General features: G+C 72.4%; 9 protein-coding genes. 3 read left to right on the top strand and 6 right to left on the bottom strand.

The features are described 5' to 3' along the window. Positions 1-55 precede the first annotated feature (55 nt). Entirely contained in the window at positions 56-1,249 is a 1,194-nt protein-coding gene (locus ACIBG7_RS33195; RefSeq protein ID WP_397338747.1) for a hypothetical protein, read from the top strand. A gap of 79 nt (positions 1,250-1,328) precedes the next feature. On the opposite strand, the gene ACIBG7_RS33190 is transcribed toward ACIBG7_RS33195, so the two are convergent. The 4 genes from ACIBG7_RS33190 to ACIBG7_RS33175 all read right to left on the bottom strand — a co-directional run bounded on the left by ACIBG7_RS33190 (position 1,329) and on the right by ACIBG7_RS33175 (position 6,495). Continuing rightward, positions 1,329-2,219 (bottom strand): ubiquitin-like domain-containing protein, encoded by an 891-nt coding sequence (locus ACIBG7_RS33190; protein WP_357923155.1) that lies wholly within the window; start codon positions 2,217-2,219, stop codon positions 1,329-1,331. A 58-nt stretch (positions 2,220-2,277) separates the two neighbouring features. Then, positions 2,278-3,090 (bottom strand): TatD family hydrolase, encoded by an 813-nt coding sequence (locus ACIBG7_RS33185; RefSeq protein WP_397338746.1) that lies wholly within the window; start codon positions 3,088-3,090, stop codon positions 2,278-2,280. 2 nt (positions 3,091-3,092) lie between these two features. Then, complete coding sequence (metG, locus tag ACIBG7_RS33180; RefSeq protein ID WP_397338745.1) at positions 3,093-4,637, bottom strand: methionine--tRNA ligase; 1,545 nt, start codon at positions 4,635-4,637, stop codon at positions 3,093-3,095. A 94-nt stretch (positions 4,638-4,731) separates the two neighbouring features. Beyond that, positions 4,732-6,495 (bottom strand): hypothetical protein, encoded by a 1,764-nt coding sequence (locus tag ACIBG7_RS33175; RefSeq protein WP_397338744.1) that lies wholly within the window; start codon positions 6,493-6,495, stop codon positions 4,732-4,734. Between the two features lie 209 nt (positions 6,496-6,704). Here ACIBG7_RS33175 and ACIBG7_RS33170 point away from each other — a divergent pair, with 209 nt between their 5' ends. Beyond that, complete coding sequence (locus tag ACIBG7_RS33170; RefSeq protein WP_397338743.1) at positions 6,705-10,283, top strand: protein kinase; 3,579 nt, start codon at positions 6,705-6,707, stop codon at positions 10,281-10,283. A gap of 4 nt (positions 10,284-10,287) precedes the next feature. Here the strand turns inward: ACIBG7_RS33170 and ACIBG7_RS33165 are convergent, their stop codons facing one another. Then, positions 10,288-11,511, bottom strand: a complete 1,224-nt coding sequence (locus tag ACIBG7_RS33165; protein ID WP_357923145.1) for a glycosyltransferase — start codon at positions 11,509-11,511, stop codon at positions 10,288-10,290. Positions 11,512-11,613: 102 nt separating this feature from the next. Between ACIBG7_RS33165 and ACIBG7_RS33160 the strand changes: the two genes are divergently transcribed. After that, positions 11,614-13,125 (top strand): hypothetical protein, encoded by a 1,512-nt coding sequence (locus tag ACIBG7_RS33160; RefSeq protein WP_397338742.1) that lies wholly within the window; start codon positions 11,614-11,616, stop codon positions 13,123-13,125. On the opposite strand, the gene ACIBG7_RS33155 is transcribed toward ACIBG7_RS33160, so the two are convergent. Continuing rightward, positions 13,061-14,611 carry a dolichyl-phosphate-mannose--protein mannosyltransferase gene (locus ACIBG7_RS33155; RefSeq protein WP_397338741.1) on the bottom strand — a complete coding sequence of 517 codons (1,551 nt, stop codon included), beginning with the start codon at positions 14,609-14,611 and terminating at the stop codon, positions 13,061-13,063. The genes ACIBG7_RS33160 and ACIBG7_RS33155 overlap by 65 nt on opposite strands. Between the last annotated feature and the right edge of the window lie 6 nt (positions 14,612-14,617).

Genomic DNA, 14,617 nt, shown 5'->3' with positions numbered 1-14,617 from the left:
AAACCATGATCGGGGTGCGCCTGCTGACCGGCCGAACCATGATCGAGGTGCGCCCATGACCCGCTCCACCGTGATCGTCGCGGCCATGCTGCTGCTCGCGCTGCCCCCGTTCCACCCCGCGTCCGCCCAGGCGGCCCAGCGGGGTGCCGCGTGTGACACCACCACCGTGGACGACCACGACGGGGACGGGGTCGAGGATGCGGTGGTCGGGGACCCGTTCGCCGGCCCGGGCGCGGCCTACCTGCTGTCGGCCGGCAAGGCGGTCGCCCTGCCCGCCCCCGAGCTGGCCGAGGGCGACGGCTACGGCTGGACGGTCCGGCTGGCCAGCCTCAACGGTGACGGCTGCGCCGACGTCCTGGTCGGCGCCCCGTACGCGGACGTCGACGGTGTACGGGACGCGGGCGCGGTCTACGTCCTGTACGGCGGAGCCACCGACCCCCCGAGCCGCCTGGTGGCCACCTCCCCCCAGCCCGACGCGCACTTCGGCTGGTCCCTGGCCGCCAAGGGCGACCTGGTGGCCATCGGCGCGCCGTACGAGGACGAGGCGAGCGCCAAGGACCAGGGCGCGGTGTACACCGGCAAGGTCGACGCCCTGCGAAGGCTGAGCCAGGAGCCCCCCGAGGTGCCCGGCAACGGCGAGACAGGCGACCAGTACGGCTGGGCCCTGACCTTCGCCAAGGACAACAGCCTGGTGATCGGCGTGCCGTACGAGAACAACGACGGCGCGGGCCGGCAGGTGGACGAGGGCCAGGCCGACACCGGCTCGGTGTCGGTGATCCACGACGTGCTGGCCGAGCGGATCACGGCCACCAAGTGGGAGGCGCCCGACCTGCCCCCGGGCGCGCGGTTCGGCTATGCGCTGGCGTACTCGGACGAGGCCGGGCTGGCGGTGAGCGCGCCCGAGGAGGGGGTGATCCGCTTCTACGGGGCCGACCTGAAGCAGACCAGCCAGTTGCGCCAGCCCAGGGCGGTCTCGCTGGCCGCGTCACCGGACGGGCGGCTGGCGATCGGGGTGCCGGGGACGGGCGAGGTCCGCGTGGTGGGGCCGGGCAAGAACGACCGGACGCTCAGCCCGGCCGAGCCGGAGGGGCGGATGGGCGCCGCGGTCTCCTTCAGCGGGAACCGGCTGGTGGTCGGGCTGCCGGATCGCGGGCCGTACGGGGCGGTCGCGGTGCTCGGGCGCAACTCGGACGTGCGGGAGACGATCCAGCCGGACACCGGAGCCGACTTCGGCGCCGCCCTCGGCTGACCCTGACCAAAAGCCGACTTCACCTGCCCCCAACCGAAGCCGACCTCATCACCGGGCCGGGCGACACACCGCAGCGAGCTCAGCTGAACAGCCGGCCGCCACAGTTGGGCCACTGCCCCTGCCACCGCCCGGCCACCCGCTGGTACAGCAGTTGCGCCCGGTAGGTCTGCTCGGCCTCCGGCCAGGCGATGGGCGTCCGCGTCCCGCCCACGGCCCGCCACATCGGCAGGCTGAACTGGTAAAGCCCGTAGTACCCGCCCGCGCTGTTGACCGCCTGCGGGTTCCCCTTCGACTCGCACTCCGCCAGCGCCGCCCAGTTCAGCCGGGCCACCGACGGCGGCACCGGCGCGACGGGCATCACCCGGATGACCGTCCCCTGCTTCGGGAAGCTGTCCAGCGCGGGCGTGACCCGGTCGCCGGGCCCGAGCCGGACCCCCTTCTCCTTCAGCACCTCCCGCACCGAGGCCCCGGTCGTGTACATGACGCTCCGGTTCTCCCCCTTGACCAGCTCCACCTTGCGCTCGGTGAACACGGTCAGCCCGGAGACCGGCAGCGTGCTGGTCCGGGGCGCCGACACCCGGCCGGGCCCGATGTCCAGTTGCTCCAGCGCGCCGCCCACGTCGTCGGCGGTGACGTGCCCGGTGACCGGTTCGCCGTCCACCACCACCTCGACTCGCCGGGCACGCCGGATCTCGATGCGGGCCCCGTCCTCGAGCTCGCCCTGCCGCGCGGCGCTGACGTAGTCGTGCGGCCCCACCGAGATGTCGGCCTCGTCGAGCAGTTCGAAGACCGTCCCGGCGGAGGTGCGCATGGCGGTGACCCGCTCGTCGACGACGAGCTGGATCTCCTTGCCCATGCTGAGGGCGGTCGTCCCGGCGGTGACCAGCAGGGCCGCCGCGCCGTACGACAGCAGAGCCCAGGGCCCCAGCCAGGGGCTACGGGCGCGCGGCTTGCGTCTCGTTCCGCTCATAGGGCGAGAACGCTAGGGCTCGCTCACCCAGCGTCACAACCGGTTCACCGAAAGATGCCTACCAGCTACCGAAGGCGGTGATCCCGTTGGTGTTGACCGCCTCGCCGAGCTCCTCGACTGAGGTGCCCTTGACCTCGGCCAAGCAGCTCGCGATCAACGGGAGGTAGGCGGGAGTGTTGGGTTTGCCCCGATACGGGACGGGCGGGAGGTACGGCGAGTCGGTCTCGACGAGGATCAGCTCCAGGGGCGCCACCGCGGCGGCCTCCCGGAGTGATCCGGCGTTCTTGTAGGTCACCGGCCCGGAGAAAGACATGAAATATCCGGCCTCGGCACACTGCCGTGCCATGTCCGCATCACCCGAGTAACTATGAAAAATCACGACCTCGGGGGGCTGTTCCGCCTTCAACACCGCCAGCACGTCGTCATGCGCGTCCCGGTCGTGGATGACCAGCGCCTTGCCCGTCCGCTTGGCGATCTCGATGTGCGCCCGGAAGCTCGCGTGCTGGTCGTCCTTGGACGCCCAGTCGCGGTAGTAGTCGAGCCCGGTCTCCCCCACCGCCCTGACCTTGGGCAGCCGCGCCAGTTCCTCGATCTCGGTCAGCACCTCGGGCGTCGCGGCGAACGCCTCGTTGGGGTGGATGGCCACCCCGGCGTAGACGTCGCGGTGCACCTCGGCCACGTCGGCGTTCCATCGCGAGGACGGCAGGTCGTAGCCGATCGTGACCAGCCGGGCCACCCCCGCCGCCTGGGCGTCGGCCACGATGCTCTCCACCGTCGCGGCGGCGGCCTGCGCGGCCTGGGCGACCGGGTCGCCCGAGGAGGCCTGCCGGTTGCCGACCATGATGTCGAGATGGCAGTGGGAGTCGAACATGCTCAGCTCTCCAGGCGCGGGAAGAGGATCTCCCCCTTCGTCACGGTCGCGCCCTCGGGCAGCCGGCCCCACGTGCCCGCCTCGGCGATCCGCTGCTCGGCGAGCGGCCCGAGGTGCTCCTCGGCGCCGAGCGAGACCCACAACTTCTCGGCCGTCGCCGGCATCACCGGGTTGAGCAGCACGGCGACGCCGCGCAGCGCCTCGGCGGCGGTGTAGAGGATGGTCGCCAGCTTGGCCCGCCCCTCGGGCGAGTCGTCCTTGGCCACCTTCCACGGCTCCTGCTCGGAGAGGTAGAGGTTGACCTTGCGGACGAAGTCGAAGATGTGCGCCAGGCCGCCGGCGAAGTCGAGGTCGTCGCCGATCGCCCGGTCGGCGTTGGTGACCGCGGTGGCCAGCGCGCCGGAGATCTCCGGCGTCTCGGCGGCCGGGGCGGGCAGCTTGCCGTCGAAGTACTTGCCCACCATCGCCGCCACCCGGGAGGCCAGGTTGCCGAAGTCGTTGGCCAGCTCGGAGGTGTAGCGGGCGGAGAAGTCCTCCCACGAGAACGAGCCGTCCTGGCCGAACGGGATCGCGCGCAGGAAGTAGTAGCGGTAGGCGTCGACGCCGAAGTGCTCGGTGAGCTGGCGCGGCGAGATACCGGTCAGGTTGGACTTGCTCATCTTCTCGCCGCCGACCATCAGCCAGCCGTTGGCGAAGACGCGGCCGGGCAGCGGCAGGCCCTGGGCCATGAGCATCGCGGGCCAGATCACCGCGTGGAAGCGCAGGATGTCCTTGCCCACCAGGTGCACGTCGGCCGGCCAGACGCGGTCGAACTTCTCCTGGTCGGAGCCGTAGCCGACGGCGGTGGCGTAGTTGAGCAGCGCGTCGACCCACACGTAGATGACGTGCTTGCCGTCCCACGGGATCGGGATGCCCCAGTCGAAGCTGGAGCGGGAGATCGACAGGTCCTGGAGGCCCGACTTCACGAACTGCACGACCTCGTTGCGGGCGGAGGCCGGCTGGATGAAGGTCGGGTTGTTCTCGTAGAACTCCAGCAGGCGCGGGCCGTACTCGGAGAGCTTGAAGAAGTAGTTGTCCTCCTCCAGCCACTCCACCGGGCGCTTGTGGATCGGGCACAGGTCGCCTTCGAGCAGCTCGCCGGGCGACTTGAACTCCTCGCAGCCCACGCAGTAGGGGCCGGTGTAGCTGCCCTTGTAGATCTCGCCCTTGTCGTAGAGGTCCTGGACGAACTCCTGCACGCGCTGGGTGTGCCGCGGCTCGGTGGTGCGGATGAAGTCGTCGTTGGCGATCTCCAGGTGCTCCCACAGGGGGCGCCAGGCCTCGGCCACCAGCTTGTCGGCCCACTCCTGCGGGGTGACGCCGTTCGCGTCGGCGGTGCGCATGATCTTCTGGCCGTGCTCGTCGGTGCCGGTCAGGAACCACACGTCCTCGCCGCGCTGGCGGTGCCAGCGGGTCAGCACGTCACCCGCCACGGTCGTGTACGCGTGGCCCAGGTGCGGGGCGTCGTTGACGTAGTAGATCGGCGTCGTGACGTAGTAGGCGGCCATGGGGAAATCCTATCGGTGCCTCCTCAGCCGCACGCCCGCTACGGTACGGCCCGCCGTACCCGATCGGCTTCGGGTACGGCGGGCCGGAGGCCGGCTAGCGGCGCACGTCGACGTAGTCGGCGGCGCTGCCGGCGGCGACGTACCCGGTCGCACCGGCGTAGACGGCCTTCCAGTTGCCGTCCTTCGAGGCGGTGAAGGAGCGGGCGAAGACGCCCTTGCCGGAGGTGGTGACGGTGGCCATGGTGGTCCAGGTGGTCTTGCCGACCGGCTTGAACAGGATGTTCACCCGGGCGCCGTTCAGGTGGCCGTACCCGGTGCCGGCCGCGTTGGTGGCCAGCAGGCTGCCGGTCACGGTGAGCTTGCGGCCCTTGCGCACCGGCTCGGGCGAGGCGTTGAGCGAGCCGAACTTGGTGTGGCTGCGCGCGGCGTAGGAGAAGGTGCCGGTGGCGCTGATGCCGTGGGTGTTGGACACCTTGACGCTGCAGGTCGCCCGGCTGGGGTCGCCCGGCTCCAGGTGGAAGCCGGAGTCGAAGACGCCGCTGACGGTCTCTTCGAGGGCCACGGTGAAGCCGGGGCAGCTCACGACCGCCTGGTCGGCGTCGCTCTTGGTGTAGACGGTGACGAACACGGGGACCTGGCGGCCCGGGTAGCGGACGCCGCTCGTGGAGACGGTGATGCCGGAGATCGCGACCGGGAAGAGCGCGGCGTCGAGCGCGGCCTGGGCGGCCTTCACGCGCTTCTCGGCGTTGTCCCAGATCTCCTTGAGCCGGGCGGCCTCGCCGGCGAGCTGGTCGGCCTGCGCGCGGGCGTCCTTGGCCGCCTCGGTCAGCCGGACGTGCTCGGCCTTGGCCTCGCGGTACTCCCGGGTGGACTCGGCGCTCTCCAGCGCGTCGAGGGCCTGCTGGGCCGTGGCGAGCGCGGCGTCGGCGGCGGTCTTGGCGGTGGCGGCGGCCCGGGCGGCGCTCTCGTCCTGCCCGGCGGCGGCGGTCAGCCGCTCGGCCTCGGCGCGCAGGCCAGGGAGCCGGTCGGCGGCCTCGTCGCGGCGGCGCTCGGCCTCGCGCAGGTCGGCCTCGGCCCGCTCGGCCTTGGTGACGGCGGACTCGTAGGCGGCCTTGGCCTCGTTGCGGGCGGCGAGCGCCTCGGCCCGCAGGGCGGCGAGACGGTCGGCCTCGGCTCCGGCGAGCCGGACCTCCTCCTCGGCGGCCGCGCGCTCGGCCTCGGTGGCGTCCGGGCCGAGCGCGGCCAGCGCCTGCCGCGCCGCTTCCAGACGGGCGACGGCCTGGACGTGCTCGCGGCCGGCGGTCACGAAGGAGTTCTGCGCCTGGTCGTAGGCGGACTTGAGCGGGGCGATCGCGTCGCGGGCCTCGGCGGCGGCCGCGGCGAGGCCGGGCAGGGCCTCCTTGGCCTCGGCCAGCGCCTTCTCGGCGTCGGCCACCGCGCCGGTGGCGCGCTCGGCGGCCTCGGCGGAGCCGGCGGCGGCCTTGGCGAGCCGCTCGGCCTCCTCTGCGGCCTTGGTGGCCTCGACCTTGGCGGCGGCGACGGCGGCGACCGCCTTCTCGTACTCGACGCTGGAGGCCACGCCGGCCAGCGCGTCCAGCTTGGCCTTGGCCGCGGCGACGGCGTCCTCGGCGCGGATGGCGGCCAGTTCGGCGTCGTTGGCCTTGGCCGCGACGGCCAGGTAGGCCGTCTCGGCCGCGTCGGCGGCCTTGGTGGCGGCACGCAGCTCGGCGCGCAGGTCGTCGATGCTGGGGCCCTGGACCTCGGCGAAGACGGGGGCGACGGCGGCGGCCGGGGCGGTGATGACGCCACTGGTGGCAGCAGCCGCGGCGAACAGGGAAACGAGGGCGCGCTTGCGCACGAGGTCCTCCGGAGGAAGGAAGAAGGGAAGGAAGAGAAAGGGGGAGGCGGCCGCATCCCTCCGCAAAGAGCGCGCAAAGGGGAGCCAATGCGGACATCTAATCATTAACTTCTCTTTATGGACAAATCGCCCATTCGATCATTACTGCAGGTCAGCGCCATCCCCGTGGCCGCCGGAACTTTCGCGCCCCTTCCCGCATCTCACTGGGCATGACTGGTGCGCTCGCCCCCGGCGACCCCCTCCGCATCGGCTCCTACGCACTCGCCGGCCGGCTCGGCTCCGGCGGCCAGGGCGTCGTCTACGAGGCCTACGACCCGCAGGGCGGGCGCGTCGCCCTGAAGGTCCTGCGCGCCGACGGCATCGCCCGCCCGCTGGGCAAGGAGGTGACCGCGGCGCAACGCGTCTCCTCGTTCTGCACCGCGCGCATCCTCGCCTTCGACGTGGCCGGCGAGCGCCCGTACATCGCCAGCGAGTTCGTCGACGGTCCGAGCCTCAAGGCGGCCGTCGAGGCGGCCGGGCCGTACCGGGCCGACGACCTGCACCGGCTGGCCACCGGCGTGGCCACCGCGGTGGCCGCCATCCACGAGGCGGGCGTCGTGCACCGCGACCTCAAGCCGGAGAACGTGCTGCTCGGCCCGGACGGGCCCCGAGTGATCGACTTCGGCATCGCCCGCATCGTCGAGGGCTCGCTCACCGCCGAGAGCGGCCTGATCGGCACCCCCGCCTACATGGCCCCTGAGCTCTTCCACGGCACCAAGGCCGGCCCGGCCGCCGACGTCTTCTCCTGGGGCGCGGTCGTCGTCTTCGCCGCGACCGGGCGGCCGGCCTTCGGCGGCGCCAACGTGGCGGCCATCGCGCACCAGGTGCTCAACGCCGAGCCCGACCTGCGGCCCCTGCCCGAGCCGCTGCGCGACCTGGTGGCCGCCGCCCTGGCCAAGGACCCGGCGGCCCGGCCGAGCGCCCGCGACCTGCTGCTCGGCCTGCTCGGCGCGGGAGCCGCGACCGGCCCGTCCCGGGTCAACGGCTCGTTGCTCGCCCACGGCAGCCACGCCGCCGCCGCGGTGCACGCCCCGCACCGCCTGGCCGCTCCCAGAGCCGAGCTCGGCGAGCTGGCCGAGGCCACCTACAACCAGCTCGACCCGGCCGACCAGGCCGCCGTGCCCCGCCTGCTGCTGCGGATGATCGGCGCGAGCGGCGACGACCTGCACGCCGTCGAACCCGGCGAGATCGACGCCTCCCCCACGATCGCCGCCCGTTTCGTCGAGGCGGGCCTGCTCCTGCGGCTCCAGGACCGGCTCACCCTCGCCAACGCCGCCCTCCCGCACGCCTGGCCGCGGCTGCGCCAGTGGCTCGCCGACGACCGCCCGGGCCTGGAGAGCCTCCAGCAGATCCGTACGGCGGCGCACGCGTGGGAGACGGGCGGCCGGCGCGACGGCGACTTGCTGGGCGGCAGCTCCCTGGAACGCGCGACCGAGTGGGCCGCCACCGGCCGCAAGCACGTCGAGCTGACCGCCCGCGAACGGTCCTTCCTCAACGCCAGCATCACCCACGCCCGCCGCCGGGTCCGCTTCCGCCGCCTGGCCGTCATCGGCCTGACCATGCTGCTGGTGCTCTCGGTGACCCTCGGCGGCCTGGCCGAGCTCCTGCGCCGCCAGTCGGAGCGCTCGCTGGCCACCGCCAGAGCCGAGCGGGCCAACGCCGACCACCGGCGCGACATCGCCGTCGCCAACAGCCTCACCGCCCGGGTCGCCGAGCTCCGCCAGTCCGACCCGCGCACCGCGCTGCGCCTCAGCGTCGCCGCCCACCGCATCGCCCGGACCGACGAGACCCGATCGGCCCTGCTGGGCTCGCAGCAGCAGCGCGAACTCGACGTGCTCGCACTGGACGGCGCGGTGCGCTACGACCCCCCGGCCAAGCTCGCCCTGGTCGCCAAGGGCCGCGACCTCGAAACGCGGCGGCTGCCCGGCGGCGAACTGGTCAGCACCCTGCGCCAGGCGGTGGACGAGCGCTACGACCCGGTCTTCACCGCCGACGGCCGCTACGTGATCGCCGCCGAGGCGCTCTGGGAGGCCGCCTCGGGCAGGAAGCTGCGTGCCGGCCTCACCGCCGACCACGAGGTCACCCCGGCCCCCGACCTGGTCGTCGCCCTCGACCGGCCCACCGACTCGCGCCGGCTCCTGCGGCTGCCCGATCTGGCCCCGGTGCCCGGCCTGCCGGTCGCCTCCTCGGGCGGCATCGCCGTGGACCCGGCGGGACGGCTCGCGGTCGTCGACACCGGCAAGGGCTTCGACGTCTACGACCTCGGCGCCTCGGCCACGCTGCGCATGCGCGTGCCGTACGGCAAGCGCGGCGGCCCCGAGTCCCCCGGCGCGGTGGCCGTCAGCCCCGACGGCCGCCTGCTGACCTACGGCGTCTACCAGCGCGTCGCCCTGCAGTCCCTCGACGACCCCGGCGCGAAGCCGCGCTACGGCGAGGTGGCCAGGGGCTCCGGCGAGGGCGACCTGACCCAGTACGCCGTCTTCAGCCCGGACGGCCGGCTGCTGGTGTCGGCGAACGGGTGGATGGTCCAGGTGTGGGCGACGGCCACCATGACCGAGGTGGCCCGCTTCACCACGCCCGGCTTCGGGGTGAACGGCCTGGGCCTCAGCCGGGAGGGCGTGCTGAGCATCCACGGCCTGGACGGCTCGGTCCGGGTCGTGGACGTCGGCGCGCACACCGCGCCGCGCTTCCTCGGCGACGACCGGCGGCCCGCGGCGGGCGTGTCGCTCAGCCCGGACACGAAGGTCGTCGCGACGCTGCACAAGCAGACCCTGCGCTTCTGGGACCGCGAGAGCCGCGCCTTGCTGGGCAGCGCGGCCGGGCCGTGGCCGCTGTGGTGGGAGACCATGCAGAGCACCGCCGTGGTCGTCCCGGCGATGGCCTTCTCCCCCGACGGCAAGACCCTCGCCCTGCCCCGCACGCTCAACTCCGTCGTGCTCCTGGAGGTGCCCTCGGGCCGCACGATCGGCACCATCACGCTGCGCGCGAACGACGTGGACCACCCGCAGAACGTCTACGCGCTCGCCTTCACCCCTGACGGCCGGTCCCTGACCATCGCCTCCGAGGACCGGGAGGTGGCGGTGTGGGACGTGCGCCGGCTGGTGCGCACCGGCGCGGTCGCCTCGCCCGGCGAGAGCCTCATCACCGCACTGGCCTGGAGCCCCGACGGGCGCACGCTGGCGCTCAGCCACTCCTCGCTCACCTGGCTGTGGCAGCCCGGCGGCGGCCGGCCGCCCGCCGAGCCGTTCGCCAAGGAGCACAGCAGCGAGGCCCTGGCGTGGAGCCCGGACGGCAAGCAGCTCGTCCAGCGCGGCGAGAACGACTGCTCGTGCGCCAGCCAGATCGGCCCGGAGATCGACGCCCGCGCCTGGGTGTGGGACGCGGTCACCACCAGGCCGCTCTATCCGCCCCTGGTCGGCCACACCAACGCGGTGCTGGCCGCCACCTACTCCCACGACGGCAAGCTGATCGCCACCGCGGGCGCCGACGGGCAGGTCCGGCTCTGGGACGCGCGCACCCACCGGCCGGTGGGCCTGCCCGTCCTCGACCACGGCCACGAGGTGCGCGCGGTCGCGTTCAGCGCCGACGACACCCTGCTGCACACCGTCTCGGCCGACGGCGGCGTGGTGAGCACCAACCTGGTCCCGGACACAGCGGAGGCGGTGGTCTGCGCCCGGGCCGGACGCGGACTCACCGCCGCCGAATGGTCGGAGCTGATCCCCGACGTGGCCTACCGAAGGACCTGCTGAACCGCTACCGGGTGACCTGGTCGCCGCGGGTGACCGCCTCGGCGGCCTCCTCGGCGGCCTTGGCCGCCACGTCCAGCGACGACTCGCGGGTCCGGCGGATGCCGAGGATACTGACGAAGAGCGCGGCGAAGATGGTCTGGAAGCTCATGATCAGCGCGGTGGCCGCCGGCACGACGATGCGGAGCGACTCGCGCGGGTCGAGCTGGCCGAAGCTGCGCACCTGCCAGTGCACCAGCGACATCACCAGGCCGACGAGGCCGGCCAGGGCCAGCAGGCCGCCGATGACCAGGCCCTTCTCCAGCGTGACGATGCTGACCAGCTTGCGGATGCGCGGCGACTCGGGCAGGAAGCCCTCCTCGGCCGCGTAGACCTTGGTGAAGACGCCGAACAGCGCCGCCTGGAAGCCGATGACCACCATCGCCGAGGCCCCGACCAGGGTGTCGACGTCGAAGGCGAGCTCGCCGATGCGCACCGGGCCGAAGGTCAGCGCGGTGCCGGCGACCAGGCCGATCACCATCAGCACCACGCCGGGGATGAAGAACAGCCACTTGGGGCTGTACAGCATGAGGAAGCGCAGGTGCCGCCAGCCGTCACGCCACGAGCGCAGGTGCGGCGGGCGGGAGCGGCCGTCGGGCGAGAGGGTCGTGGGCACCTCACGCACGTCGAGACCCTGCAGCGTCGACTTGACCACCATCTCGGAGGCGAACTCCATGCCGCCGGTCTGCAGCCCCAGCTTGAGGATGGAGTCGCGGCGGAAGCCCCGCAGGCCGCAGTGGAAGTCGCCGATGGCGCTGGGGAAGAACAGCCGGCCGATGAAGGACAGCACCGGGTTGCCGAGGTAGCGGTGGAGCGGAGGCATCGCGCCCGGGGCGATGCCGCCCTTGAAGCGGTTGCCCATCACCAGGTCGGCGCCCTCGCGCAACTGCTCCACGAAGGGCAGCAGGGCGGTGAAGTCATAGGAGTCGTCGGCGTCGCCCATGATGACGTACTTGCCGCGGGCCGCACGGATGCCGCCCATCAGGGCGTTGCCGTACCCCTTCTCCTCGACGTGGACCACCCGGGCCCCGGCGTCACGGGCGAGCTGCTGCGAGCCGTCGGTGCTGCCGTTGTCGGCGATCAGCACCTCGCCCTCGATGCCGTGCTCTTCCATGCAGGCCAAAGCCTTGCGAATACAGACTTCGATGGTCTCCGCCTCATTGAGGCAGGGCATGACCACGGTCAATTCCACGACAGAGAACCCTTCAGTCACGACACAGGCCAGTGAACCATCATGCCCTCTGCCCACCAATGCTCGGGTCAAGTCCGGAAAACGCCTGGCATCCTTGAGGGCATGGTGAGTGTCGCGGAGCTTTCCACCTCGGACTCCTCCGCCTCCGGCCTCGGCGCGAGAGCGCGCCGGGTGCTGGGCCGGAATCGGATCTTCGCCGCAGTCTTCGCCGTCGGCGCGGTGCTGCGGGCCGTCACCATGCTCGGGTACGGCCCGGCGATGTGGTTCAACGACACCTACCAGTACGTCTCGGTGGCGATGCACCCCCGGCCCGACGTCATCCGGCCGAGCATGTACGGGCTGTGGCTGGCGTTGCTGAAGCCGTTCAGCAGCTTCACCCTCGTGGTCTTCCTCCAGCACCTGATGGGCCTGGCCACCGCGGTCATCGTCTACGCGCTGCTGAAGCGCCGCTTCGGGGTGCCCGGCTGGGCGGCCACGCTGGCGGCGGCCCCGGTGCTGCTGGACGCCTACCAGATCCAGATGGAGCAGCTCGTCATGTCCGACTCCATGTTCACCCTGGTGGTGACCGGAGTCGTGGCGCTGGTGCTGTGGAAGCGCGAGCTGACCTGGCGGGTCGGCGCGGTGGTCGGGGCGCTGCTGGCGCTGGCGGCGCTCACCCGGTCCATCGGCCTGGCGGTGCTCGGGCTGGTCGTGGTCTACATGCTGATCAAGCGGGTGGGCTGGAAGCCGATCGTGGCGATGGTGATCGCCTGCGCGCTGCCGGTCGGCGGCTACATGAGCTGGTTCGCCGCGGCCAACGGCACGTTCGCGATGACCTACAGCGACGGGCTCATCCTCTACATGCGCACGGCCTCCTTCGCCGACTGCCGCCAGATGGACCTCAAGATCCCGCAAGAGCTCGACATGGCGCTGCTCTGCCTCGACGCGCCTGGCCGCAAGGGCCACGCCCAGTGGTACCTGTGGGGCATGGGACGCGGCGAGAACAAGGTCGGCGTCTCCGGCGAGGTGCTGCACCGGCAGGGCAGCAAGAAGTTCGACCGGGAGCGCAACGACGCGGCCGGGCGCTTCGCCAAGCGGGCCATCCTCGCGCAGCCGGGCGACTACCTGAGCGTGGTGTTCACCGACTTCATGCGCTCGTTCGCCTGGCAGCGCACCGAGTTCCCCGAGCCCAAGACGTACTCGCAGTACGAGTTCCGGCCGGACGGCTACGAGCGGCTGCCCACCTGGTCGACCTACGGCGGCGGCAACGCGGGGGCCGACGCCTTCCGCTACGAGCAGGGGCCGCCCGAGACGAACGTGCGCCAGCCGTGGGCCAACATCATGGCCGGCTACCAGGACGTCTTCTACCTGCGTGGCACGCTGCTGGGCGCGATCCTGCTGGTCGGGCTCTACGGGCTGGTCGCGCGCTGGCGGCGGCTCGGCGGGCCGGTGCTGCTGCCGTGGCTGGGCGCGGTCGGGCTGCTGCTCGCGCCCGCGGCGACCGCCGAGTTCGACTACCGCTACGTGCTGCCTGCCGTACCGCTGGCCTGCATCGCGGCGGCGATCACGCTCAGGCCCAGGTCCGCAGCAGCATCCGCGCCCACCAGTCCGGATGCAGCACCGTCTGGCCGCTGAGCACGGGCGACAGCCACCAGAAGTTGATCAGCACGACGAGAGCGTAGGCGCCCACCGAGGCCGCGCCCACCGCCCGGCGGAGCGGTGAGGCGTCGGCCCGGCCCAGCACGAGCCCGGCGACCAGGGTGAGGGCCAGGATCATGAACGGCACCAGCGGCACCATGTAGAAGAAGTACATCGTCCGGTTGTGGGCCAGCGCGTAGTACACCCACGGCGCCCACCCGGCCGCGTAGGCCAGCACCACCGAGCCCGCCCGCCAGTCGCGCCCGGCGACGTACCACGCCACCATCCCGAGCATGGCCAGGGCGGCGGCGAACCACAGCGCCGGGGTGCCGACCGCCAGCACGTGCTGCACGCACTCCTGGCCGCCGCAGTCGATCTTGCCCTGCCAGTAGAAGGAGATGGGCCGCTGCAGCAGCGGCCACTGCCACGGCTCCGACATGTAGGTGTGCGGCTGGGCGAGGGTGGAGTGCCAGCTCAGCAACTGCGTCTGGTAGCCGAGCCAGGAGCGGAAGGAGTCGAAGGCGAAGAAGAGCGGGCCGGAGGAGGTGGCCTGGTCCCAGTTGCGACCCCAGCCCTTGTCGGTCACGAACCAGCCGGTCCAGGTGGCCATGAAGACCAGCGCCGGCGCGAGCGCCATCGCCCCCAGGGCGGTGGGCAGGTCCCGGTTGATCGCCCCGATGTACGGCTTGCGCAGCCCGACCGCCCGCCGGGCGCCCATGTCCCACAGGAACGACAGCAGCGCGAAGGCCAGCAGGAAGAAGATCCCCGACCACTTCACCGCGCACGCCGCGCCCAGGCACGCCCCGGCCGCCAGCCGCCAGGGCCGCAGGCCCAGCCACGGCCCCTCCAGGGTGGCCGCCGAACGTTCGTGCCACTCCGCCAGCCGGCCCCGCGCCTTGTCCCGGTCGACCACCAGGCAGGCGAACCCGGCCAGCACCCAGAAGGCCAGGAAGATGTCGAGCAGCGCGATCCGCGACATGACGAAGTGCAGCCCGTCGAGGGCGAGCAGGAGGCCGGCGAAGCAGCCCAGCAGCGTCGAGCGGGTCATCCGGCGGGCCAGCCGCGCCAGGATGAAGATCATGAGCGTGCCGGCGAGCGCCGCGGCGACGCGCCAGCCGTAGGGGTTCATGCCGAAGATCCACTCGCCCACGGCGATCATCCACTTGCCGAGCGGCGGGTGGGCGACGTAGGAGGCGCAGTCGGGAGCGGGCGGGCAGCGCTCCCAGATGTTCAGGTCGCCGGCGATCAGCATCCGGTCGGCGATCGGGTTCTTGTCGTCGCCCAGCGTCTCCCGCTCCGCGCCGAACCGCAGCAGCGCGTAGGCGTCCTTGGCGTAGTAGGTCTCGTCGAAGACCACCGCCCGGGGGTGCCCGAGGTTGAGGAAGCGCAGCACCCCGCCCAGCAGTGCCACGAACGCCGGTCCCAGCCACCCCCACAGCCCGCTCTCCTGCATCCGGGGCACTAACCGGTGATACGTGGACATGAGGGG

Origin of the sequence: Nonomuraea sp. NPDC050328, from assembly GCF_044459405.1 — a bacterium.
In the GTDB taxonomy this organism is placed as follows: Bacteria; Actinomycetota; Actinomycetes; order Streptosporangiales; family Streptosporangiaceae; genus Nonomuraea.
The sequence above is the reverse complement of the archived record's forward strand: the minus strand, read 5'-3'. Positions and strand labels throughout refer to the sequence as shown.

Bases quoted from the DNA above. Each gene is read 5' to 3' on its own strand.
- ACIBG7_RS33195 (WP_397338747.1), top strand. From the start codon at position 56: ATGACCCGCTCCACCGTGATCGTCGCGGCCATGCTGCTGCTCGCGCTG.
- ACIBG7_RS33190 (WP_357923155.1), bottom strand. From the start codon at position 2,219: ATGAGCGGAACGAGACGCAAGCCGCGCGCCCGTAGCCCCTGGCTGGGG.
- ACIBG7_RS33185 (WP_397338746.1), bottom strand. From the start codon at position 3,090: ATGTTCGACTCCCACTGCCATCTCGACATCATGGTCGGCAACCGGCAG.
- metG (WP_397338745.1), bottom strand. From the start codon at position 4,637: ATGGCCGCCTACTACGTCACGACGCCGATCTACTACGTCAACGACGCC.
- ACIBG7_RS33170 (WP_397338743.1), top strand. From the start codon at position 6,705: ATGACTGGTGCGCTCGCCCCCGGCGACCCCCTCCGCATCGGCTCCTAC.
- ACIBG7_RS33160 (WP_397338742.1), top strand. From the start codon at position 11,614: ATGGTGAGTGTCGCGGAGCTTTCCACCTCGGACTCCTCCGCCTCCGGC.
- ACIBG7_RS33155 (WP_397338741.1), bottom strand. From the start codon at position 14,611: ATGTCCACGTATCACCGGTTAGTGCCCCGGATGCAGGAGAGCGGGCTG.